The sequence below is a fragment of the Nesterenkonia pannonica genome, assembly GCF_019575955.1.
Taxonomy (GTDB): domain Bacteria; phylum Actinomycetota; class Actinomycetes; order Actinomycetales; family Micrococcaceae; genus Nesterenkonia; species Nesterenkonia pannonica.
This window is the reverse complement of record NZ_CP080575.1, coordinates 982,583-1,002,907: the sequence shown is the minus strand read 5'-3', so window position 1 is coordinate 1,002,907 and position 20,325 is coordinate 982,583. Positions and strand designations below refer to the sequence as shown.

The following is a 20,325-nucleotide window of genomic DNA, read 5'->3' as shown; positions in this document are numbered from 1 at the left end:
TCGCGTGAGCGCAGCGTCTCAGCGGGTCAGGATGTGCGGACGATGAGCTCAGGGGCGATGAGCGAGTAGGACTGCTCCGCACCGTCGATCACCGCGAACAGGGCATCCAGCGCAGCCTCTCCGGCGGCTTCGAAGGGCTGCCGGATGGTGGTCAGCGGCGGGGAGAAGAAGTCCGAGGCGTCCACATCGTCGAACCCCACCACCGCTACGTCCTCCGGGACCCGCAGGCCCCTCTCGGCGAGTGCACGAATGATGCCGAGGGCCATGTAGTCGTTGGCGGAGAACACGGCCTCCGGCGGCTTCGCCCCTCCGAGCAGACGCTGGGCGGCCTGGTAGCCGTCCTCAGCGTTCCACCCGCCGCGCACCAGACGCGGCAGCTCCGCGTCGGTGCTCAGCATGCGCTCCTGCCAGCCCGAGGCGCGCTCGCGCGCGTCGAACCAGGCGCTGGGGCCGGAGATGTGCGCGATGTCCGCAAAGCCTCTGCCGAGGAGGTGGTCCACGGCCAGCCGGGCACCCTCCTTCTGGTCGATGCCGACCACGTGGCGACCGTAGCCGGGCGCGATGCCGGAGCTGATCACCACCACCGGCAGCTGCTCGGCCATCTGCAGGGCCGCCTCGGCGACGGGGTCCTGGTGGGCGATGACGACGATGCCGTCGACCCCGTGCTCGGCGAAGAAGTTCATGGCGGCGTCCACTGTGGGCTTCGACGCCTCATCCACCACGGTCATGATGGTGGCATAGTGGTGGGCCCTGGCCGCCTGCTCCACCGCCTGAGTGGTGCGCGCGGGCCCGAACGTCCGGTCCCCGGGGCGACGACGCCTATAGTTCGGGTGGACCGGGTGCGCAGGGAGCGTGCCGCGTTGCTGCGCCGGTAGCCCAGCTTCGCGATGGCACGCTCCACCCGGCGCCGGGTGGCTGATCGGACGGCCTCCGGCTCGTTGAGCACGCGGGAGACGGTCTGGTGGGAGACGCGGCCTCCCGCGCCACGTCGGTCATCGACGGAGGCCGGGCGTCCCCACGGTGCTTCATCGCCGGCCCGGACCCTGACCTCGGGCGCGTGCGGCGCGCTCCATGTCGATGGCCCGGCGCATCGACTGCCGCGCACGGGTGCGATCCCCGGCGGTGTCGTAGGCCATGGACAGGCGGAACCACGATCGCCAGTCGTCGGGCTTGGCCTCTGCCTGGGCCTTGTACTTCTCGAACTGCTCGTCGGCCTGGGACCTGTTCGCGCGTCCTCCCGGGGAGCGTTCGACGACGTCCTCGGGGAGGCCTCCTTCGCGGTGCAGCTGACCGCCGAGCCGCTCGATGCCGCGGCCGAAGCTGATCTCGCGGAACAGCACCCATGAGCCCAGAATGGTCAGGGCGATGGTGCCAGCGCCGATGAGCTGGGCGGTGAGGTCCCCTGTCCGCAGGAAGCGGATGCCGATGAGCCAGGATGCCACCAGGAAGATGCCCAGCAGTCCGACCATCAGGAAGGTGAAGAACTTCGATTTCACGGTGCCTCCTTACAGTCCGAGATCGAGGTAGCCGTCGAGGCCGTGCGTCAGGCCGGGGCGCCGGGCTGCCTGACGCAGTCCCAGCAGCACCCCGGGCATGAAGCTGCCGCGGTCGAAGCTGTCGTGGCGGATGGTCAGCTGCTCTCCCGCCGAGCCGAGGAGGACCTCCTGGTGGGCGACGAGGCCGCGCAGCCGGACCGCGTGCACATGGATGTCCTCCACCACCGCACCGCGGGCGCCGCCGGGGTCGGACTCCGTGGCGTCGGGCGAGGGTGCCACGCCGGCGCTGCGCCGCGCCTGGCCCATCAGGGAGGCGGTGCGGGCGGCTGTGCCTGAGGGGGCGTCCACCTTCTGCGGGTGGTGCAGCTCAACGATCTCCGCAGATTCGAAATACTGGGCCGCCTTGGCGGCGAAGGCTGTGGCGAGCACTGCTCCGAGCGCGAAGTTCGGAGCGATGAGCACTCCCACCTCGCGGTGCTGGGCCAGCTGGTCCTCGAGGGAGGCGAGCCTCTCCTCCGTCCACCCGGTGGTGCCGACCACTGCGTGCAGGCCGTTCTCCACGGCGAAGGAGACGTTGTCCTGCGTCGCACCGGGAACAGTGAGGTCCACGATGTGGCTTGCTCCGGACTCGAGGATGCGCTCCAGCGGATCGCCTCGGCCCAGGGTCGTCGCGAGTTCCATGTCTTCGGCAGCGTCCACGGCCTTCACCGCTTCCGAGCCCATTCGTCCTGAGGCGCCCAGTACGGCCACTCTGATGCTCTCGCTCATGGGTTCAGCCTATCTCTCCGCGAGCACCGCCTCCGTGCCAGAATGTGATCGTTAACACAACGCATGAAAGTGACTCCGCCCGTGAACCGCACCACTGCACAGCTGGCCGACGGCCGCGACATCTTCTTCTACGACGACGAGACCCGCACCCGCAGCGTCCACGACGGCCGCGACATCGCCCGTCCCGAGGGCGCCAATGAGATGCGATTCGACCCGCTGCTCGGCGAGTGGACGGCCGTAGCGGCGGCGCGCCAGAACCGCACGCACAAGCCCAGCGCCGACGCCTGCCCTCTCTGCCCCAGCACCCCAGAGCGGGCCACGGAGGTCCCGGAGGCTGGGTTCGACGTCGTCGTGTTCGAGAACCGGTTCCCCTCATTCCGCGGCGAGGCGCCCGTGCCGCCTGACGTGCTGGAGCATCTCGGTAGGCGGAGGAGGCGGGCGGGCTCGTCCGCCCTGGGGCGGGCCGGTGCGAAGTGGTGGTGTTCACCGACCAGCACACCGGGCAGCTGGCCGAGGTCCCCGCAGCGCGCATGCGCACCGTGGTGGACGCCTGGGCGGACCGCACCGAGGCGCTGATGCGCGAGCCGGGGTGGAGCAGGTCTACATCTTCGAAAACCGCGGCGAGGAGATCGGCGTGACGCTGCATCACCCGCACGGCCAGATCTACGGCTACCCGTTCCGCACGCCGCGGACCCAGAAGATCATGGCTCAGGCGGAAGGGTTCCGCCGCAGGCACGGCAAGGACCTCTTCGACGAGATCCTCTCCGCAGAGCCTCCCCAGGGCTCCCCGTCATTCTGACCGGCGAGCACTGGACCGCCATGGTCCCCCGTGGGCGCGCTGGCCTGTCGAGATCATGATTCTGCCGCACCGCAGCGTCGGTAGGCCCCGAGCTGACGGAGGCGGAGCGGACCGAATTCGCAGACCTGTACCTGGAGGTGCTGCGACGCGGCGACCGGCTCTTCGACGGGCCTCTGCCGTACATCTCCGGATGGCAGCAGGCCCCGCGGCGCCATGCGCGAGGACATGCGTCTGCACCTGCAGCTGTTCTCCATCCGTCGAGCATCGAACAAGCTGAAGTATCTGGCAGGCTCGGAGTCGGGCATGGGTGTGTTCATCAACGACATCGCCCCCGAGGACATGGCCGCGAGGCTCAGAGACGCAGGAGATGACGCATGAAGGTCCTGGTGACCGGCGGGGCTTACTACATCGGCTCAGTGGTGACGCAGCAGGTGCTGGCCGCCTACCACACGGTGGAGGTCATCGACGACCTCAGCACCGGCTATGCCGCGAGCGTGCCGGCCGGAGCGAGGCTGCACCGTCTGCCCATCGGCGAGGCCGGGCGGGTGCTGGACTCCAGCTTCGATGCGGTGCTGCACTTCGCCGCGAAGTCCCTCGTCGGGGAGTCCGTGAGCAGGCCTGAGCTGTACTGGCACGGCAACATCGTGCAGACCCTTCACCTGCTCGATGCCATGCGTGAGGCCGGGGTGCCGCGCATGGTCTTCTCCTCCACCGCTGCGACCTACGGCGAGCCTGCCGCGGACAGCATCACGGAGGACCAGCCGACCCATCCGACCAACCCATACGGCGCCTCCAAGCTCGCCATCGACCACATGCTCACCGCGGAGGCGGCAGCCCACGGGCTCGCGGCGGTGTCGCTGCGCTACTTCAATGTGGCGGGAGCGGCCTTCGTCGAAGGCGGCGGCGTGCTGGCCGAGCGTCACGATCCCGAGACGCACCTGATCCCCAACCTGCTGAAGGTGGCCGCCGCGAGCGCAGCTCGCGTCGATCTTCGGCACCGACTATCCGACCCGGGACGGCACCTGCATCCGGGACTACATCCATGTGGTGGACCTGGCCGACGCGCATGTGCGGGCGCTGGATGCCGCGGAGGCCGGGGTGCATGAGGTCTACAACCTGGGCACCGGCACCGGCACGAGTGTGCGTGAGGTGATCGGTGCGGTGCGGCAGGCCACGGGGCATCCGGTTCCGGCCCAGGAGCATCCTCGTCGGCCTGGGGATCCTGCGGTGCTGGTGGCCTCGGGCCGGAAGGCTGCGGAGGGCCTGGGATGGCGTCCGCGGCGAACGGTGAAGGAGATGGTGGAGGACGCATGGACGGCGCGGGAGCGATGACGCAGCACAGCGATGAGCGGATCCGGGAGCTGACGGAGGCTTTTCGCCGGGAATTCGGCGCGGATCCGGACGGAGTGTGGGAGGCGCCGGGACGGGTGAACCTGGTGGGTGAGCACACCGACTACAACGATGGGTTCGTGCTGCCGTTCGCGCTGTCTCAGACGGTTCAGGCTGCGGTGCGGCGGCGCGAGGACCGGACGGTGCGGATCCTGTCGGAGCAGCAGGAGGGCTCGGTGCAGGTGGACCTGGACGCTCTGGCGCAGAGCGATGCCTCGGCGCCGGGGAGAAGGGCATCCGGCTGGGCCGCGTACCCGGTGGGGTGCTGTGGGCCCTGGAGCAGGCCGGGCACCGACTGCAGGGCATGGATGTTCTGCTGGGCTCCTCCGTCCCCACCGGGGCGGGGCTCTCCTCGTCAGCGGCGCTGGAGTGCGCCGTCGGCCTGGCGGCCGCCGAGAGCGCAGGCATCGAGCTGGATCCTCTGGCTTTGGCGCGCATCGCGCAGCGCGCGGAGAACGACTACGTGGGCATGCCCTGCGGAATCATGGATCAGACGGCGTCGACGACGGGCAGGCAGGGGCATGCGCTGCTGCTCGACACCCGGTCGATGCAGGTGGAGCATGTGCCTCTGGAGCTCGAGCGCGCGGGGCTGAGCCTGCTGGTCATCGATGCGCAGGCGCCGCACCGGCTGGTGGACGGCGAGTACGCGGACCGGCGGCGCCAGTGCGAGGAGGGTGCCGGCACGCTGGGCATCGAATCCCTGCGGGTGCTGACCGATCAGGGCACCACCCCTGAGGAGCTGGACGTCTCGGTGGAGGACGAGGCGGTCCGGCGCAGGGTGCGCCATGTGCTGACGGAGAACGCGAGGGTGCTGGAGGCGGCCCAGCTGCTCAGGGACGGTGACCCTGCCGCACTGGGCGAGATCCTCAACGCGGCGCACCTGTACCAGCAGCGGGATTTCGAGATCACGGTCCCGGAGACGGACCAGCTGGTGGAGACCGTCATGAATGCGGGTGCGTTGGGGCGCGCCAGGTGGGCGGCGGCTTCGGCGGCTGCGTGATCGCCCTGGTTCCCCATCAGGCTCACGACGCGGTGGTCGATGCGGCCGCGTCGCAGGCTGCGCGCCGGGGCCTGGAGGCGCCGCTGATGCTGACCGCGGAGCCCGCGCAGGGCGCCCGTCGCACCGCCTAGCTGCCCGGGCGGCCGGGGCGCAGAGCCCCGCACCGCCCGGGCGTCAGGCTCTACAGGCCTTGGGCGAGGCGGTGGTATGCGGCGTTCCACCGCAGCTGCTGGGCGAACTGCCGCGGGCTGCTGGTCTCGTCGATGAGCGCCAGCTCCACGTCGGCGATGTCGGCGAGGTCCTCGAAGGCCTCCCTGCCCACGGCGGTGGACATCACCGTGTGGTGGGCGCCGCCTGCGCTGAGCCAGCACTCAGCGCTTGCTGCGAAGGAGGGCGCTTAAGCTCCCAGACGGCCCGCGCCACGGGCAGGTTCGGCAGGGGGCGTCCGGCTCCACCAGCTGCACCACGTTGGCGGTGAGCCGGAACCTCTCGCGCAGATCTGACATGGCCACCACGATGCCCGGGCCGGGGTCGGCGGTGAAGACCAGGCGCACCGGGTCCTCCCGTCCGCCGATGCCCAACGGGTGGACCTCCAGGGAGGGGCGGGAGGTGGTGAGGCTGGGGCAGACCTCGAGCATGTGGGCGCCGAGGATCTTCTCCTTGCCCGGGGTCATCTCGTAGGTGTAGTCCTCCATCAGGGAGGCGCCGCCGTCGAGCCCGTGGCCCATCACCTTCGCGGCCCGGACCAGCAGCGCCGTCTTCCAGTCGCCTTCGGCGCCGAACCCGAACCCGGCGGCCATCAGCCGCTGCACAGCCAGGCCGGGGAGCTGGCGCAGGGCCCCGAGGTCCTCGAAGTTGGTGGTGAATGCCGTGAAGCCGCCTTCGTCGAGGAAGCGCCGCATGGCGTGCTCCTGACGGGCCGCGTAGACCAGGGACTCTCTGCGCGCACCGTCGGCTCGCAGCTCGGGGGCGACGTCGTAGAGCTCCTCGTACTCCTTCAGCAGCGGCTCGACATCCGCGGCTGAGGTCTGCTCGACGGCTTCCGCCAGCTCGTTGACGGCCCAGGTGTTAACCGAGGCGCCCAGACGGATCTCGGCTTCGGTCTTGTCGCCCTCGGTGACGGCGACGTTGCGCATGTTGTCGCCGAACCGGCACACCTTCATGCCTCGCAGCGCCTGCCATCCTGCCGCGGCGCGCACCCAGGTGCCCACACGGCCGCGCACGGCCTCATCGGAGACGTGGCCGACCACCGTTTTGCGGGAGACGCCCATGCGGGTGGCCATGTAGGCGAACTCGCGGTCTCCGTGGGCCGCCTGGTTGAGGTTCATGAAGTCCATGTCGATGGACTCCCAGGGCAGGCCCGCCTCGGCCTGGGTGTGCAGGTGCAGCACCGGCTTGTCAGGGCTTCGAGCCCGGCGATCCACATCTTCGCCGGGGAGAACGTGTGCATCCAGACGATGACGCCCAGGCAGTCGGGGTCGGCGTTGGCGGCCAGGGCTGCGGCACGGATGGAGTCCCGGTCCTTCAGGATCGGCTTCCATGCCACGCCTGCTTAAGCACCTCGCCGGCGGCGTCGAGCCGGACGGCGATCTTGCGGGACTGGGCCTCCACCTGGGCGAGGGTCTCCTCGCCGTAGAGGTCCTGGGATCCGGTGAGGAACCAGACGCACTTGTCCGCGTAGGGGTCGCTGAGCTGGGTGTTCATGCTGTGGGGTCCTTCTGTCCGTAGACGTTCTGGTAGCGGGCGTAGAGCGCGTCGATGTGCTCCTGGTGCAGCCGGGGCGGGTCGCCGTACTGGCGGGCCAGGTGCACGGTGCGGGCGGTCTCTTCGCAGAGCACGGCGGCCTTCACGGCGGCGCGGGCGTCCTTGCCGATGGTGAAGGGCCCGTGGCCTGCCATCAGGACCGCCGGTGAGCGGGAGTCCTTCAGCGTCTCGACGATGCCTCGGCCGATGGAGTCGTCGCCGATCAGCGCGAAGGGCCCGACGGGGATGTCCCCGCCGAATTCGTCGGCGATCATGGTGAGCACGCATGGGATCGGCTCAGCGCGGGCGGCCCAGGCGGTCGCGTAGGGCGAGTGGGTGTGCACCACCCCGCCCACCTGCGGCATGTGCCGGTAGGTGTAGGCGTGGGCGGCGGTGTCCGAGGAGGGCTCAGCGCGGCGGGGGTGCCGTCGTCGATCTTCTCTCCGTCGAGGGTGCACACGACCATCCGCTCAGGGGTGAGCTCGTCGTAGGAGACCCCGGAGGGCTTGATGACGAACAGCTCAGGGCCCTGCCCGTCGTCGGGCACCCGCTGGGAGACGTTGCTTAAGCGGTCCAGACCACCAGCTCGTTGCGGGGCAGCTCCGCGTGCAGGGCGGCGACCGTCGCCCGGGCTTCGGCCACCCGCTTCTGCACCGGGCCGGGCAGCTCGGCCAGGACCACGCCGCTCATGCGGGCACCGTCTCCGGCTGCGTCTCGGCGGCGCCGGCGAGCGCCTCCCGGCGCAGTGCCTTGAGTGGCGCATGGCGTCGTTGCCGCCGCGGCCGAAGTAGTCGTGCAGCCGGGTGTACTCGGTGAAGAGCCGGTCGTAGACCAGCTGGGCCTGCGGCCGGGGGTGTAGGCCTCCCGGGAGCGTCCGCCCATGGCCTGGGCGGCTGCCCTGACGTCCGGGTAGGCGCCTGCGGCCACTGCTGCGTGGATGGCTGACCCGAGCGCGGGACCCTGCGCGGAGGTGATGGTGGAGATCGGCAGTCCGAGCACGTCGGCGTAGATCTGCATCAGCACCGGGTTCTTCAGCAGCCCATGCCGGCGACGACGAACTCCCGCACGGGCACCCCGGCGGCGTTGAACGCCTCGATGATGGTGCGGGTGCCGAAGGCGGTGGCCTCCAGCAGCGCCCGGTAGATCTCTTCGGGGCGGGTGGCCAGGGTCTGGCCGATGATCGCCCCGGAGAGCTCGTGGTCCACCAGCACCGACCGGTTGCCGGAGTGCCAGTCCAGGGCGATGAGCCCGTGGGCGCCCGGGGCTGCTCGGCTGCCTTCTCGGTGAGCAGCTCGTGCAGGCTGAGCCCGCGCTGCTGGGCTTCGGCCTCGTAGGCGCCGGGGACCTGGTTCTTCACGTACCAGGCGAAGATGTCCCCACGCCGGACTGTCCGGCCTCATACCCCCATGTGTTAAGCGAGGATGCCGCCGTCGACCACACCGCACATGCCCGGCACTTCGGCCAGCTGCGAGGAGGTCATGACGTGGCAGGTGGAGGTTCCCATGATGGCGACCATCTGGCCGTCCTCGACGGCGTCGGCTGCCGGGCTGGTGACGTGGGCGTCCACGTTGCCCACTGCCACGGCGATGCCTTCGGGCAGGCCTGTCCAGGCTGCGGCCTGGGCGCTGAGGACCCGGCCCGGTCCCGAGCTGGCCGATCGGGTGGTCGAGCTTGTCCTCGACGAACCCGGCGAACTCGGGGTTCAGCTCGGTCAGGAAGCCGCGGGAGGGGTATTCGCCGTCCTGGAGGATGCCCTTGTATCCGGCGGAGCATGCGTTGCGCACGTAGGTGCCGGTGAGCTGCCAGACGATCCAGTCGGCGGCCTCGACCCAGTGCTCCATGGCGGCGTAGACCTCGGGGTCCTCTTCGAGCAGCTGGAGGCCTTTGGCGAACTCCCACTCGGAGGAGATGAACCCGCCGTACCGGCTGATCCACGGCTCGGAGCGGCGGTGTGCCGCCTGGTTGATGCGGTCGGCCTGCGGCTGTGCGGCGTGGTGGCGCCAGAGCTTGGTGTAGGCGTGGGGCCGGTCTGCGAACTGCGGCAGCTCGTTCAGCGGTGTGCCGTCCGCGGTGGTGGGCACCATGGTGCAGGCGGTGAAGTCGGTTCCGACTCCGATCACCTGCTGCGGGTGCACGCCGGCGTCCCGCAGGGCTGCAGGGACGGCGTTCTTGAGAACGTTCACATAGTCGCCCGGATTCTGCAGGGCCCAGTCCGGCGGGAGCTGCTGGCCGTCGTAAACGGTGAGGGCGGAGTCCATGACCGCGTGCTCGTACTCGTGGACTCCGCTGCCGAGCTCGGCCCCGTCTGAGACCCGGACGACGACTGCGCGTCCGGAGAGGGTGCCGAAGTCGATGCCGATGGTGACGTCGTCGTGGCGGGCTGCCGCGCTCATCGCTCGATCCCCGCCTTCTTCTTGGCCCAGACGTCGAAGGCCACGGCCAGGACGAGGACCACACCGCGGACCACGTTCTGGGTGGACTGGTCGATGCCCATGATCTGCATGCCGTTGGACATCACGGCCATGATGAGTCCGCCGATGATGGCGCCCTGGACCTTGCCCACACCGCCGGTGACTGCGGCGCCGCCGATGAAGGCTGCGGCGATGGCGTCCAGCTCGAACATGTAGCCGGCGCCGGGCTGTGCGGAGTTGGATCGGGCCGAGTAGACGATGCCGGCGATGGCCGCGAGCACGCCCATGTTGATGAAGAGCAGGAAGTTGACCCGGCGGGTCTTGATGCCGGAGAGCTTGGCTGCCTGCAGGTTGCCGCCCATGGCGTAGATGTGGCGGCCGAAGATGGTGCGCTGGGTGACGAAGCCGTAGATGAGCACCAGGGCTGCCAGCAGGATCAGCACGATGGGCAGGCCGCGGGCGTTGGCGAGCCTCCAGGCGAAGGCGAGGATGACGGCCGAGACGAGCAGCACCTTCGCTGCGAAGAGCCAGATGGACTCCACCGGCTGGCGGTAGCGCACCTTGTGCTTAAGCGCACCCGCCACTGCTGCACGCCGAAGTAGGCGGCGGCGAGGACACCGATGAGGACGGTGAAGACGTCGTACCCGGCTCCGCCGAGCAGCCCGTTGAGGAAGCCGTAAGCGATCATCTGGTACTCGCTGGGGAAGGGCGAGAGGAGACGTTGTCGAGGACCTGCATGGTCATGCCGCGGAAGATCAGCATGCCGGCCAGGGTGACGATGAAGGCGGGGATGCCGACGATGGCCACCCAGAAGCCCTGCCACACTCCGACGAGCACACCGGTCAGCAGGGCGGCGAGGATGCCGACCCACCAGGGCATGCCCTCACGGATGACCACCACCGCGGCCACCGCACCGGTCAGTGCGACCACCGAGCCCACGGAGAGGTCGATGTGCCCGGCGACGATGATCATGACCATGCCGATGGCCAGGATCAGGATGTAGGAGTACTGCAGCACCAGGTTGGTGAGGTTGCCCGGTGAGAGCAGCGCGCCTGGGTGAGCACCGTGAAGAGCACCACGATCGCCACGAAGGCGATGTAGATGCCCGACTGGCGCAGGTTGCGCGTCATCAGCTCGAAGACGTTCGAGGTTCCGGCGGTGACGGCGCCGCCGCTGTTGTTCTTCAGCATGGTCAGGTCCTTGTCTCAAGCGACGGCTCGGCCGTCATCAGTTCCATCATTCGTTCCTGGGTGGCGTCCGCAGCGGGCAGCTGGCCGGTGATCCGGCCTGCGGAGAGCGCATAGATGCGGTCGCACACGCCCAGAAGCTCGGGCAGCTCGGAGGAGATCACCAGCACGGCCTTGCCCTGGGAGGCGAGGTCGTTGATGAGCGTGTAGATCTCGAACTTCGCGCCCACGTCGATGCCGCGGGTGGGCTCGTCGAGGATCAGCACGTCAGGCTCGGTGTAGAGCCATTTGCTCAGCACCACCTTCTGCTGGTTTCCGCCGGAGAGCTTGCCGACGGTGGTCATCACCGAGGGTGCTTTGATCTTCATGGAGGCGCGGTACTCCTCAGCGATTCCGATCTCCGCGTTGCCGTTGATCCATCCGCCTTTGGAGAGGCTCAGGTTGGCCGAGGTGATGTTGGTGCAGATGTCCTGGATGAGGTTCAGCCCGTACCGCTTGCGGTCCTCAGAGACGTAGGCGATGCCTGCGCTGATGGCCTCGGCGACTCCGGGCAGCTTCACCGGCTTGCCGTGCAGGTAGACCTGCCCGGTGATGTCCCGGCCGTAGGCGCGTCCGAACACGCTCATGGCCAGTTCGGTGCGGCCTGCGCCCATCAGCCCGGCGATGCCGACGACTTCTCCGGCACGCACGTTCAGGGAGGCGCCTTCGACCACGGTGCGGCCCGGCTGGGTGGGGTGCCCGACGTGCCAGTCCTCGATCCGCAGGACCTCCTCGCCGATCTCGACGTCGCGGTGCGGGTACATGGCGTCCATGTCCCGCCCCACCATCCCGCGGATGATGCGCCCGGTGATGGACTCGCCGCTGTCTCGCTGCTCCTGCATGGGGAACGTCTCGATGGTGGCGCCGTCACGGATGATCGTGGTGGTGTCGGCGACTGAGGCGATCTCTCCCAGCTTGTGGGAGATGATGATGCAGGTGATGCCCTCTTCGCGCAGCTCACGCAGCAGCCCCAGCAGGTGCTCGGAGTCGTCGTCGTTGAGCGCGGCGGTGGGCTCGTCGAGGATGAGCAGCTTCACGTTCTTGCTCAGGGCCTTGGCGATCTCGACCAGCTGCTGCTTGCCGACTCCGAGGAAGCCCACCGGAGTGGTGGGGTTCTCGTACAGGCCGACCCGGTTCAGCAGGTCGCCAAGCCTGGGCATTGACCGCGTTCCAGTCGATGATGCCCGCTCTGGAGCGCTCGTTGCCCAGGAAGATGTTCTCGGCCACGGAGAGGTGCGGAACGAGCGCCAGCTCCTGGTGGATGATGACGATGCCCTTGGACTCGGAGTCGTTGATGGACCCGAAGCTGACCGTGCTGCCGTCGTATTCGATCTCGCCCTCGTATGAGCCCGTCGGGTAGACCCGGAGAGCACCTTCATCAGGGTGGACTTGCCCGCCCCGTTCTCCCCGCAGATGGCGTGGATCTCTCCACGGGCCACCTGCAGGAGACCTCGGACAGGGCCGTCACACCGCCGAAGCGCTTGGTGATGCTGCGCATCTGCAGAATGTGATCAGTCATGGTGTGCGTCCTTACGCTGTCCTGGCGGGCCGGTTTCTCAGAGCTGGCCGTCTTCGACCTGCTCCTCGGTGTAGTAGCCGGAGTCCACGAGGATCTCCTCGTAGTTCTCCTCGAGCACCATCTCCACCTCGAGGAGGTAGGAGGGGACCACGATTTCGCCGTTGTCGTAGGTCTCGGTGTCGTTGGGCTCAGGCTCTTCGCCGTTGAGGTAGTCGTTGGCTGCCTCGACGGCCTGGTCGGCGAGCAGGCGGGTGTCCTTGAAGATGGTGGAGTGCTGCACGCCGTCGGCGATCAGGAGACGGTGGCGATCTCCGCGTCCTGGCCGGTGACGATCGGCAGACCGTCTTCGATGGAGTCGCCCCAGCCGTCGTTGCGGAGGGCGGTGATGATGCCGCGGGAGAGCGGGTCGGCCGGAGCCAGCACGCCGTGGAGCTCGGAGCCGTCGTTGTAGTGGGTGGTCAGGAGGTTCTCCATGCGCTGCTGCGCGGTCTCCTGCTCCCACCGCTGGGTGGCGGCCTGGTTGATGTCGGTCTGCTCGGACGGAACGTCGATGGTTCCGTCCTCCATGTAGGGCTCGAGGGTGTCGATCGCGCCCTGCCAGAACAGGTGGGCGTTGTTGTCGTCCAGGGAGTAAGCGAACAGTTCGACGTTCAGGGTCTCGTCCGGTGCGTCGTCGGTAGGCTCGAAGCTCTCGTCCAGCACGCCGAGCCCGTAGAGGAGGCTGTTGGCCTGGTTCACGCCGACCTCGTAGTTGTCGAAGGTGACGTAGAAGTCGACGTTCTCGCTGTTGGTGAGCAGACGGTCATAGGCGATGACGGGGATGCCCTCGGCCTCGGCAGCGTCGAGCTGGCTGGTCAGCGCGGAGCCGTCGATGGAGGCGACGATGAGAACGTCGACTCCGGAGGTGATCATCTGGTCGATCTGCTGGGACTGGGTGGGGATGTCGTCGTCTGCGTACTGCAGCTCGACGTTGTAGCCCATCTCCTCCAGGCCGTCTTCGACGGCTGCGCCGTCGTTGAGCCAGCGCTCGTAGGTCTGGGTGGGCATGGCCACTCCGACGGTGAGGTCTTCCGGGGCGGCGTCGGTGTCGACCTCGTCGGCACCTGCTCCCCCTCCCTCACATGCGGTGAGCGCCAGTGCTGAGACTGCCGCTGCGGTGAACATCATCTTCGATGCGGTGCGCATAATCCTGCTCCATCGTCAGGGCCCGCCTCTTCACGAGCCTCACGGACGGCTCCCCGGATTTCGTGACCTGAGTCACAAATAGGAGCCGCTCCGATGTTAACGTTCACAAAAGGATGCGCAAGCCCATCGTGCCGCAAGTGGCTGTTTAGCGACGGTGAACGGTCGTCCTCAGTGGGACTGGGCCTTCACCATGCGGCGGTGGAGGCGTTCAGACTTACAGGCCGACCCACTCCGAGCTGCCGGATTCGAACTCCTGCTTCTTCCAGATGGGGACCTCGGCCTTGATGGTCTCCACCAGCTCCGCGCAGGCTGCGAAGGCCTCCTGCCGGTGCGCAGAGGCGACGGCCGCCACCAGGGCGTGATCGCCCACTGTGAGGGGCCCCACCCGGTGGCAGACCCAGATCCGTACGGTCGGGAACCGCTCGGCGACGCAAGCGGCCACCTCGGTGAGCCTCTCCTCGGCGGTGGGGTGGGAGGAGTAGGTCAGCTGCCGCACCGACTGGCCCTGGTCGTGATCACGCACCACCCCGGAGAACACCACGACGGCGCCTGCCTTCTCGTTCAGCGCTGCCGCCTCCGCCTCAGCAGGGCTCAGCGCCTCGTGCGTGACGGAGGTGCGCACCAGCCGGTGCTCGGCAGGCTCGTGCGGCTGGTCCGGCTGAAGCCCCTCCCTGCTCAGGGGCTCCGGGGACTCACTCATCGGAGGCGGCCTTGCCGTCGGGCACCTCGGAGGTGGGCGTCTTGGTGCCCCAGTCCTCGTGGGCGCGAATGTCGGCGATCTGGTCGCAGAGGTGCGGCAGCAGCGGGGCGAGGACCTCCATGCCTTCGCGGACCGCCTTCGGCGAGCCGGGCAGGTTGATGATGGCGGTCCGGCCCGTCACCCCCGCGATTCCGCGGGACAGGGCGGCCAGGGGGTTCTTGGCCCGGCCGTGGGCCCGCACGGCTTCCATGATGCCGGGGATCTCTTTGTCGAGCAGCGGCACCGTGTACTCCGGTGTGAGGTCATCGGGGTCAGCCCGGTGCCGCCGGAGGTGATGATGACCTGGGGCTCAGTGTGCACCAGCAGCTCGGACAGCGCTGCCAGCACCCCTTCCCCATCGGGGATGATCACCGGGGGCGGCAGGCGAAGCCGATCTGCTCGGCGAACTCGGCGATGATGGGCGCCGATTCGTCCTTGCGCTCGCCGCTGCTTAGGCCCGGGTGGAGACGATCACTGGCGCGATCACGCGCATGGATGTCTCTTCGTCGTCGTAAAGCATGTCAGGCTCTCTCCCAATCGCCGGATTTGCCGCCGGACTTGGCCAGCACCTTCTGCTCGGTGATGGTTGCCCCCTTGTCCACGGCTTTGATCATGTCGTACAGGGTCAGGGCGGCCACCGAGGCTGCGGTGAGCGCCTCCATCTCCACACCGGTCTGCCCGGCAGTCTTCACCAGGGACGTGATGGTCACCGTGTGGGGCGAGGGCTCCCCCACCGTGAGGTCGACGGTCACTTTGGTGATGGGCAGCGGGTGGCACAGCGGGATCAGCTCGGACGTCCTCTTGGCGGCCATGATGCCGGCGATCCGGGCGGTGGCGAGCGCGTCGCCCTTGGGGAGGCCGCCTTCGGCCAGCAGGGATGTGACCTCTGCGGTGGTCTCGACCACGGCCTGGGCGCGGGCAGTGCGGGAGGTGACGGCCTTCGCGGAGACGTCGACCATGTGGGCACTGCCGTCCTCGCGGACGTGGGAGAGCTGAGGTTCGGTCACACAGCCAGCCTAGCGCCGTCGTCTACGGCCCGCCCAGGTCAGGGTGCGATGCGGCCTGGGAGCAGCAGTGCGCTGCGTGCCTCACCTGCGGGCACGTCGGCGTCGTCGGCGGTGAGCTCCAGCAGGGCGTCGGCGCGGGCGAGGTGGGCCAGCAGGTGGGAGCTGGGGCCTCCCATGGGGACGGCTTCGATGCTGCCGTCCTCGCTGCGGCGAAGGGTGACCCGGCGGTACTGGGTGATGCCGGGCGGTGAGCTCATCGGTTCGCTGAGGCTCACGGTCAGGCGCCGCTGCGGGGGCACTTCGGCGCTGATGGCGGCCAGGGCGGGCCGTACGAGGGTTTCGAGGCTGACGGCCGCCGAGACGGGGTTGCCGGGCAGGCAGATGATTCCGCTGCGGCGGGCGCCGGTGGTGATGGTGCCCCAGCCTTGGGGTCCGCCGGGCTGCTGGGCGACGGAGCCGAAGCTGACGCCGCGTGGGCCCAGGACGTGGCGGACCACTTCGAAGGCGTAAGCGCTGACGCCGCCGACGGTGACGATGAGGTGGGACTGGTGCTCACTGATGAGTCCGTCGAGCTGGGCTGCGAACGCCTCGGGCTGATCGGTGGCCACCTGGGCTGGGTGGACCTGGTGGCCGAATCCTTCGAGCACTGCGGTGAGCAGGGCGCCGTTGGCGTCGTAGAGCTCGCCGGGCTTCAGGGGTCTCCGGGCGGGCGGATCTCGTCGCCGGTGGTGATGAGCAGGGTGCGGATGCGTTCGTGCACGGGCACCTGGGCGACCCCGGAGTAAGCGAGCGCGCCGAGCAGGGCGGGGGTGAGCAGGTCTCCGGGGCAGCGAGCTGCTCACCGGCGGCGAGGTCTGATCCTGTGCGGCGGATGTAGGAGCCGGGCGCGATGTCTTTCTGAGTGATTCCGCGGAAGCGGATGGTGCGGTAAGCGGTCAGGTCGGCGAAGCCGTCTGCTGTCTTCTCCACGGGGATGACCAGGTGGGAGGCGGGGCCGTATCCGGGGCGTTCTCGGGCATGGGGCCCCGGTCATCACGGCGAGCGCGGTGCCGCGGGGTGTTCTTGGGGCGGGCTGCCGGCGGCGGTGACGTTTACCAGGGGCAGCTCGAAGTCTGTGGGGCGGGCGTCGTCGGCCCAGATGGCGAAGCCGTCCATTTGGGAGTTGTCGAACCCGGGAGGTTGGTGGGAGCGAGGATCTGTTGGGCCGCACTGCGCCCGACGAGGCCTGAGCTGGTGATCGGCAGGGTGTGCACGGCGCGGTCGCTGAGGCCGGTGAGGACGGCGGTGAGGCGTCCGATGTGCTGCTCGATGCTGGCTCGGGGCGCTGGGGCTGGTGGGTGACCGGAGGCGTTCCCGTGTTCACCCGGGGCGATGTCCAGCTGGTGTCCCTGTTCTGCAGAGCCTGGGTCCGTAGAATTGCTGGTCATGAAGACAAGCGTATCCATCATGCCGAAGGCGCCGGGGCTGAGCCGCCGCCTGCCTCTCCGCACTCGTTGGATGCAGGGCTGGTGGATCAGTTCGGCCGCCGGGCCACAGACCTTCGCATTTCTCTGATCGATAAGTGCAATCTGCGCTGCACGTACTGCATGCCGGAGAACGGGCTGCCGTGGCTGAAGAAGGAGCAGCTGATGAGCCTGGACGAGGTAGTCCGGCTTGTTCGCATTGCTGTGGAGACGTTTGGGGTGCGTGAGCTGCGGCTGACGGGCGGTGAGCCGCTGGTGCGCCATGATCTGGTGGATGTGATCGCTGCGATCCGCAGTGAGCATCCTGATCTGCCGATTGCGATGACGACGAACGCGATCGGTCTTGAGCGCAAGGCTGAGGCGCTGGCGGATGCTGGGCTGACGCGGGTGAATATTTCGTTGGATTCGATTCACCGGGAGACGTTTGCGCAGCTGACGAGGCGCGATCAGCTGGAGAAGGTGCTGGTGGGCGTGGAGGCTGCCGCGGAGGCTGGTCTGACGCCGCTGAAGGTCAATGCGGTGCTGATGCGGGGCATCAATGACGCTGAGGCGGGTGACTTGTTGGCGTGGTGCTTGGAGAATGATTTTGAGCTTCGGTTCATTGAGCACATGCCGTTGGATGCTGATCAGAATTGGAAGCGTGAGGGCACGGTCTCTGCTGCGGAGACGCGTGAGCTGCTGGGTGAGCGTTTCGATCTTGCTCCGACGGATGAGGATCGTGCGGTGCTCCTGCGGAGCGCTTTGATGTGTTTGATCAGGGCTCTGGCGCTTTGTTGGGCCGTGTGGGCGTGATTGCGAGTGTGTCTGAGCCGTTCTGTTCGGCGTGCACGCGCACTCGTGTGACGGCTGAGGGCCGTGTGATGAGCTGCTTGTTCTCGGCTGAGGAGTATGACTTGCTGCATCTGCTGCGTGATGAGCGGATGGGTGATGCGGATGTTGCTCAGCGGTGGGCTGATGCGATGTGGGCGAAGCCTGCGGCGCATGGGTCGTCTCAGGCTGGTTTTGAGCGGGAGGGCTTTTCGAGGCCGGAGCGTTCGATGAGTGCGATCGGCGGCTGAGGCTGTGCTGTCTGGTGCTGCGGTGAGGAGTTGGTGATGGCGACGGAGTCTTTTGCTCATACGGATACTGTGCTGGCGCGTGGTTTGTCGGTGCGGGTGCGGTTCTTCGCTGGTGCTGCGGATGCGGCGGGCGCTGAGGAGCTGAGGGTTCCTCTGCCTCGGACGGCGATGCCTTTGGGTCTGTTTGTGGATGAGCTTCCGGGTCTGATTCCTGCTTCTGGTGCGGAGGAGGGTGCGCCGTCGTTGGAGCGGGTGTGTGCTCGGTCGAGCTTTTTGGTGAATGGCACGCGGACGGGGCGTGAGTCTGGCGTCATCAATGATGGTGACGTGTTGGATGTTCTGCCGCCGTTTGCGGGGGCTGAGGTTTAGCAGCGGCCTGTTTCTTCGCACCATCCGTTGGTGGTGAAGATGTGGGGCGGGCTGCCGTTGAATGCTTCTCCGCATCCCCATTGGGCGCTGTGTTCGCAGTCGCCTGAGACGGCGGCGGAGCAGGTGCGCCAGATGTCGGATTGGCTGGGGTCTGCTTGTGCGGTGATGGTTCCTGGGATGGGTGTCCAGGGTCCGTTGTTGATCTGGTATTCGCCGGTGTAGGTGGTGGTGACGTTGACGTCGTACACGCCTGTTTCTTGGTAGGTGTGACTGGTGGGGTTTCGATGTATTGGTCGGTGGGCTGCCCGGTGCGTTGGGCGTAGTCGATCCGGTCCATGCCTGGGGTGGGCAGGGTTCTGGGTGGTGTGCCGTCTCCGTAGTCGAAGCTGAATTGTGTGGGAATGGCGCGGATGGTGACATCTGCGCCGAACATCTGCCGGGTGATGGTTTCGATGGTGCCGTCGACGTAGACGTTGAGGGGTGGTTCCGGTATCCGAATCCGAGCCCGTCGGCGTCGTGGCGGACGTCGCCGACGTCGATGCTCAGGCGCGCGAACTCCTCGATGACTTCCGAGTGGATGAGGACCGCAGGGTCGACAGCCTCTGCGTCGTCGGGCTCTGCTGCGGCCACCGGTTCTGCGTCCGGGGTGCTGCACGCGAAGATCCCGCTTACCATGGTGGATCCGCCGGCAGCCTGGAGAGATTCGGGCACTTCGGTGGGATCACCGCAGGTGTCGTTGAGCATGCGGACGCAGTCGAAATCGGCTTCGGTCTCTGACGTGATGCAGGGGTTCGACGAAATATGCGCTTGGCGGGGGTCCACAGGTACGCGGGCAGAGCCTCTTCCCACCCTTCTCTCCCGCTCCTCTGGAATCGGAGCGGTCACAACACCATCGTCAACCCGATTCGACGACGAAGACTCACCCCAATGCTCGCCCATCCGCCCCAATAGTTCGATGCCCACATCTCGAACTTGGCCGGAGAATTCAGGATCGGACGACCCTGTCTCGTCGGCGTAAGCCGCACCCTGAGCAGGCACCGCGACGAGTAGCAGGGTGCCACTCGCAACGAACAGTCTGGTGAATGACCGTACTCGCCTCACGCCTCCGCCTCCGCTTCCAACTGCTCGACCTGGTCAGGATTCAAGAGGTAGATCTCCTCCACTCGCCAGCCGCCGTCTGAGAAGACCTGGTGTGATCGCCAAGTCACGCCATCGAGAGCACCCTCCCCGCGCCGTCGTACTGGCCCTCCACATATACGTCGAAATCCCCTCGTCCAAGACAAACACCGAGGATGCGAGATCTTCCCCGTCGAGGCGAGTAAACATGTCCTGAATCTCGTGGGGTCCCCTACCCACCAACCGTCATAGTCGTCGTACAGTTGTCGGGTCTTTGAAATGTGCGCCTCGCAGAAGAGGCAGTTCGATGAAGAAACCTCCTCAAGGAGGCTCGTCTCCCCGTGATGCGGGCATGGTTCAGCACCTCCCACCAGTAGTGGAGCAGGGCTTCGGCGCCTTCTTCTGTCTCCTCGTAGATCCCGTCGGGGATCTCGGGTTCGGGCCAGTTTTGGGCGGGGCCGTCCGCGGAAGCGGGGATCGGCTCGCCGCTCTCCTCGTCCTCTTCTTCCTCTTCCTCGTCAGCGCTGTCCGCGCCTGAGTCGGAATCTGGGTCGGCGTCCGGCGAGGAACCGGTATCCGGCTCCGCAGAAGGATCCGCTTCGTAAGCCTGCTGATCGTCCCCGCAGGAGGAGACGAGCAGCAGGACGAGCGCAGAGGTACTTGCAGTGAGCACAGGCGTGCTGAGGGTGCGTGGAAGCACAGAAGAAATCCGTTCCGTTCAGAGAATCCGTTCGTGCGCCCGGGAGCAGAGCCCCTCCGTCCCGGTCGCCCGCAAGAGACTAGCCCGGGCGCCGCACGCATGCCACCCCCTCGCTCGGATCTGTGGACAAGGCACCTAAACCCCGGCCTCTGAAACCTGAACTGTCTGCGGCTTAAAGTCCCTGCGGACGTCCGCCAAGGTCTCACTATGAGAGATACGTCACAAGAAAGAATGGTTCAGACGACCCGCGCATGTTCTAATTATGAGTAACTAACGATAACTAGTAAAAGAATGGGTCAGCTCATGTGCGGAGACGACGCGTGCCTTCTCAGCTGCA

At 67.5% G+C, this 20,325-nt stretch carries 21 protein-coding genes and 8 pseudogenes; 11 read left to right on the top strand and 18 right to left on the bottom strand.

The annotated features are described in order from the left end of the window. Positions 1-26 precede the first annotated feature (26 nt). The 4 genes from K0H76_RS07390 to dapB all read right to left on the bottom strand — a co-directional run bounded on the left by K0H76_RS07390 (position 27) and on the right by dapB (position 2,264). Positions 27-767, bottom strand: coding sequence for a substrate-binding domain-containing protein (locus K0H76_RS07390; RefSeq protein WP_258934987.1), 741 nt, complete (start codon positions 765-767; stop codon positions 27-29). Beyond that, the gene (locus K0H76_RS07385; protein ID WP_258934986.1) at positions 725-946 is read right to left on the bottom strand and encodes a LacI family DNA-binding transcriptional regulator; all 222 of its coding nucleotides are present in this window, start codon (positions 944-946) and stop codon (positions 725-727) included. The genes K0H76_RS07390 and K0H76_RS07385 overlap by 43 nt, the downstream gene beginning before the upstream one ends. A 79-nt stretch (positions 947-1,025) precedes the next feature. Then, a complete protein-coding gene (locus K0H76_RS07380; protein WP_246836271.1) occupies positions 1,026-1,496 on the bottom strand; it encodes a tetratricopeptide repeat protein in 471 nt (156 codons plus the stop codon). Between the two features lie 9 nt (positions 1,497-1,505). Beyond that, entirely contained in the window at positions 1,506-2,264 is a 759-nt protein-coding gene (dapB, locus tag K0H76_RS07375) for a 4-hydroxy-tetrahydrodipicolinate reductase (RefSeq protein ID WP_258934985.1), read from the bottom strand. 201 nt (positions 2,265-2,465) lie between these two features. On the opposite strand from dapB, the pseudogene K0H76_RS07370 reads away from it, so the two are divergent. The 9 genes and pseudogenes from K0H76_RS07370 to K0H76_RS07330 all read left to right on the top strand — a co-directional run. After that, positions 2,466-2,597 (top strand): annotated as a pseudogene (locus K0H76_RS07370) (galactose-1-phosphate uridylyltransferase); the annotation flags it as partial. 146 nt (positions 2,598-2,743) lie between these two features. Beyond that, positions 2,744-2,902, top strand: a complete 159-nt coding sequence (locus K0H76_RS07365; protein ID WP_258934984.1) for a hypothetical protein — start codon at positions 2,744-2,746, stop codon at positions 2,900-2,902. After that, entirely contained in the window at positions 2,854-3,063 is a 210-nt protein-coding gene (locus K0H76_RS07360) for a hypothetical protein (protein ID WP_258935531.1), read from the top strand. Before K0H76_RS07365 ends, K0H76_RS07360 begins: the two co-directional genes overlap by 49 nt. Before the next feature lie 225 nt (positions 3,064-3,288). Beyond that, positions 3,289-3,441 (top strand): hypothetical protein, encoded by a 153-nt coding sequence (locus K0H76_RS07355; protein ID WP_258934983.1) that lies wholly within the window; start codon positions 3,289-3,291, stop codon positions 3,439-3,441. After that, entirely contained in the window at positions 3,438-4,169 is a 732-nt protein-coding gene (locus tag K0H76_RS07350; protein WP_258934982.1) for an NAD-dependent epimerase/dehydratase family protein, read from the top strand. The genes K0H76_RS07355 and K0H76_RS07350 overlap by 4 nt, the downstream gene beginning before the upstream one ends. Beyond that, the gene (locus tag K0H76_RS07345) at positions 4,111-4,395 is read left to right on the top strand and encodes a GDP-mannose 4,6-dehydratase (protein WP_258934981.1); all 285 of its coding nucleotides are present in this window, start codon (positions 4,111-4,113) and stop codon (positions 4,393-4,395) included. Before K0H76_RS07350 ends, K0H76_RS07345 begins: the two co-directional genes overlap by 59 nt. Then, positions 4,392-4,520: pseudogene (locus tag K0H76_RS07340) on the top strand (galactokinase family protein); the annotation flags it as partial. The gene K0H76_RS07345 and the pseudogene K0H76_RS07340, both read left to right, overlap by 4 nt. 194 nt (positions 4,521-4,714) lie before the next feature. Continuing rightward, entirely contained in the window at positions 4,715-5,452 is a 738-nt protein-coding gene (locus tag K0H76_RS07335) for a hypothetical protein (RefSeq protein ID WP_258934980.1), read from the top strand. Next, positions 5,449-5,583 (top strand): hypothetical protein, encoded by a 135-nt coding sequence (locus tag K0H76_RS07330; RefSeq protein ID WP_258934979.1) that lies wholly within the window; start codon positions 5,449-5,451, stop codon positions 5,581-5,583. Before K0H76_RS07335 ends, K0H76_RS07330 begins: the two co-directional genes overlap by 4 nt. A 50-nt stretch (positions 5,584-5,633) precedes the next feature. On the opposite strand, the pseudogene araA reads toward K0H76_RS07330, so the two are convergent. The 12 genes and pseudogenes from araA to K0H76_RS07270 form a co-directional block, all read right to left on the bottom strand. After that, positions 5,634-7,156, bottom strand: a pseudogene (araA, locus tag K0H76_RS07325) (L-arabinose isomerase). Beyond that, positions 7,153-7,885, bottom strand: a pseudogene (locus K0H76_RS07320) (L-ribulose-5-phosphate 4-epimerase). The pseudogenes araA and K0H76_RS07320 overlap by 4 nt, the downstream one beginning before the upstream one ends. After that, positions 7,882-9,588 (bottom strand): annotated as a pseudogene (gene araB / locus K0H76_RS07315) (ribulokinase). Before araB ends, K0H76_RS07320 begins: the two co-directional pseudogenes overlap by 4 nt. Beyond that, positions 9,585-10,796, bottom strand: a pseudogene (gene gguB / locus K0H76_RS07310) (sugar ABC transporter permease). Before gguB ends, araB begins: the two co-directional pseudogenes overlap by 4 nt. Positions 10,797-10,798: 2 nt before the next feature. Beyond that, on the bottom strand, positions 10,799-12,271 hold the full coding sequence (gene gguA / locus K0H76_RS07305; RefSeq protein WP_258934978.1) for a sugar ABC transporter ATP-binding protein: 1,473 nt from the start codon (positions 12,269-12,271) through the stop codon (positions 10,799-10,801). Continuing rightward, the gene (locus K0H76_RS07300) at positions 12,211-12,351 is read right to left on the bottom strand and encodes a hypothetical protein (protein ID WP_258934977.1); all 141 of its coding nucleotides are present in this window, start codon (positions 12,349-12,351) and stop codon (positions 12,211-12,213) included. The genes gguA and K0H76_RS07300 overlap by 61 nt, the downstream gene beginning before the upstream one ends. A gap of 37 nt (positions 12,352-12,388) precedes the next feature. Then, positions 12,389-13,536, bottom strand: a pseudogene (gene chvE / locus K0H76_RS07295) (sugar ABC transporter substrate-binding protein). A gap of 214 nt (positions 13,537-13,750) precedes the next feature. Further along, complete coding sequence (locus K0H76_RS07290) at positions 13,751-14,236, bottom strand: molybdenum cofactor biosynthesis protein MoaE (RefSeq protein ID WP_258934976.1); 486 nt, start codon at positions 14,234-14,236, stop codon at positions 13,751-13,753. After that, positions 14,229-14,519 (bottom strand): molybdopterin-binding protein, encoded by a 291-nt coding sequence (locus K0H76_RS07285; protein ID WP_258934975.1) that lies wholly within the window; start codon positions 14,517-14,519, stop codon positions 14,229-14,231. The genes K0H76_RS07290 and K0H76_RS07285 overlap by 8 nt, the downstream gene beginning before the upstream one ends. A gap of 277 nt (positions 14,520-14,796) precedes the next feature. Further along, positions 14,797-15,234 carry a cyclic pyranopterin monophosphate synthase MoaC gene (moaC, locus tag K0H76_RS07280; RefSeq protein ID WP_146341835.1) on the bottom strand — a complete coding sequence of 146 codons (438 nt, stop codon included), beginning with the start codon at positions 15,232-15,234 and terminating at the stop codon, positions 14,797-14,799. 86 nt (positions 15,235-15,320) lie between these two features. Then, the gene (locus K0H76_RS07275) at positions 15,321-16,124 is read right to left on the bottom strand and encodes a molybdopterin-binding protein (protein WP_258934974.1); all 804 of its coding nucleotides are present in this window, start codon (positions 16,122-16,124) and stop codon (positions 15,321-15,323) included. A 190-nt stretch (positions 16,125-16,314) separates the two neighbouring features. Further along, a complete protein-coding gene (locus K0H76_RS07270; RefSeq protein WP_258934973.1) occupies positions 16,315-16,437 on the bottom strand; it encodes a hypothetical protein in 123 nt (40 codons plus the stop codon). A gap of 338 nt (positions 16,438-16,775) precedes the next feature. Between K0H76_RS07270 and moaA the strand changes: the two are divergent. Beyond that, positions 16,776-17,803, top strand: a pseudogene (gene moaA / locus K0H76_RS07265) (GTP 3',8-cyclase MoaA). Between the two features lie 365 nt (positions 17,804-18,168). On the opposite strand, the gene K0H76_RS07260 reads toward moaA, so the two are convergent. Further along, complete coding sequence (locus K0H76_RS07260) at positions 18,169-18,420, bottom strand: hypothetical protein (protein WP_258934972.1); 252 nt, start codon at positions 18,418-18,420, stop codon at positions 18,169-18,171. A gap of 232 nt (positions 18,421-18,652) precedes the next feature. Here K0H76_RS07260 and K0H76_RS07255 point away from each other — a divergent pair, with 232 nt between their 5' ends. Next, positions 18,653-18,949 carry a hypothetical protein gene (locus tag K0H76_RS07255; protein WP_258934971.1) on the top strand — a complete coding sequence of 99 codons (297 nt, stop codon included), beginning with the start codon at positions 18,653-18,655 and terminating at the stop codon, positions 18,947-18,949. 571 nt (positions 18,950-19,520) lie between these two features. Here the strand turns inward: K0H76_RS07255 and K0H76_RS07250 are convergent. Beyond that, positions 19,521-19,961, bottom strand: coding sequence for a DUF6318 family protein (locus K0H76_RS07250; RefSeq protein ID WP_258934970.1), 441 nt, complete (start codon positions 19,959-19,961; stop codon positions 19,521-19,523). Positions 19,962-20,325 lie beyond the last annotated feature (364 nt).

Excerpts from the sequence above, each read along its gene's own strand:
- K0H76_RS07270 (WP_258934973.1), bottom strand. The coding sequence starts at position 16,437 with ATGGACGGCTTCGCCATCTGGGCCGACGACGCCCGCCCCACAGACTTC.
- dapB (WP_258934985.1), bottom strand. The coding sequence starts at position 2,264 with ATGAGCGAGAGCATCAGAGTGGCCGTACTGGGCGCCTCAGGACGAATG.
- K0H76_RS07350 (WP_258934982.1), top strand. The coding sequence starts at position 3,438 with ATGAAGGTCCTGGTGACCGGCGGGGCTTACTACATCGGCTCAGTGGTG.
- K0H76_RS07300 (WP_258934977.1), bottom strand. The coding sequence starts at position 12,351 with ATGACTGATCACATTCTGCAGATGCGCAGCATCACCAAGCGCTTCGGC.
- K0H76_RS07290 (WP_258934976.1), bottom strand. The coding sequence starts at position 14,236 with ATGAGTGAGTCCCCGGAGCCCCTGAGCAGGGAGGGGCTTCAGCCGGAC.
- moaC (WP_146341835.1), bottom strand. The coding sequence starts at position 15,234 with ATGGTCGACGTCTCCGCGAAGGCCGTCACCTCCCGCACTGCCCGCGCC.
- K0H76_RS07355 (WP_258934983.1), top strand. The coding sequence starts at position 3,289 with ATGCGTCTGCACCTGCAGCTGTTCTCCATCCGTCGAGCATCGAACAAG.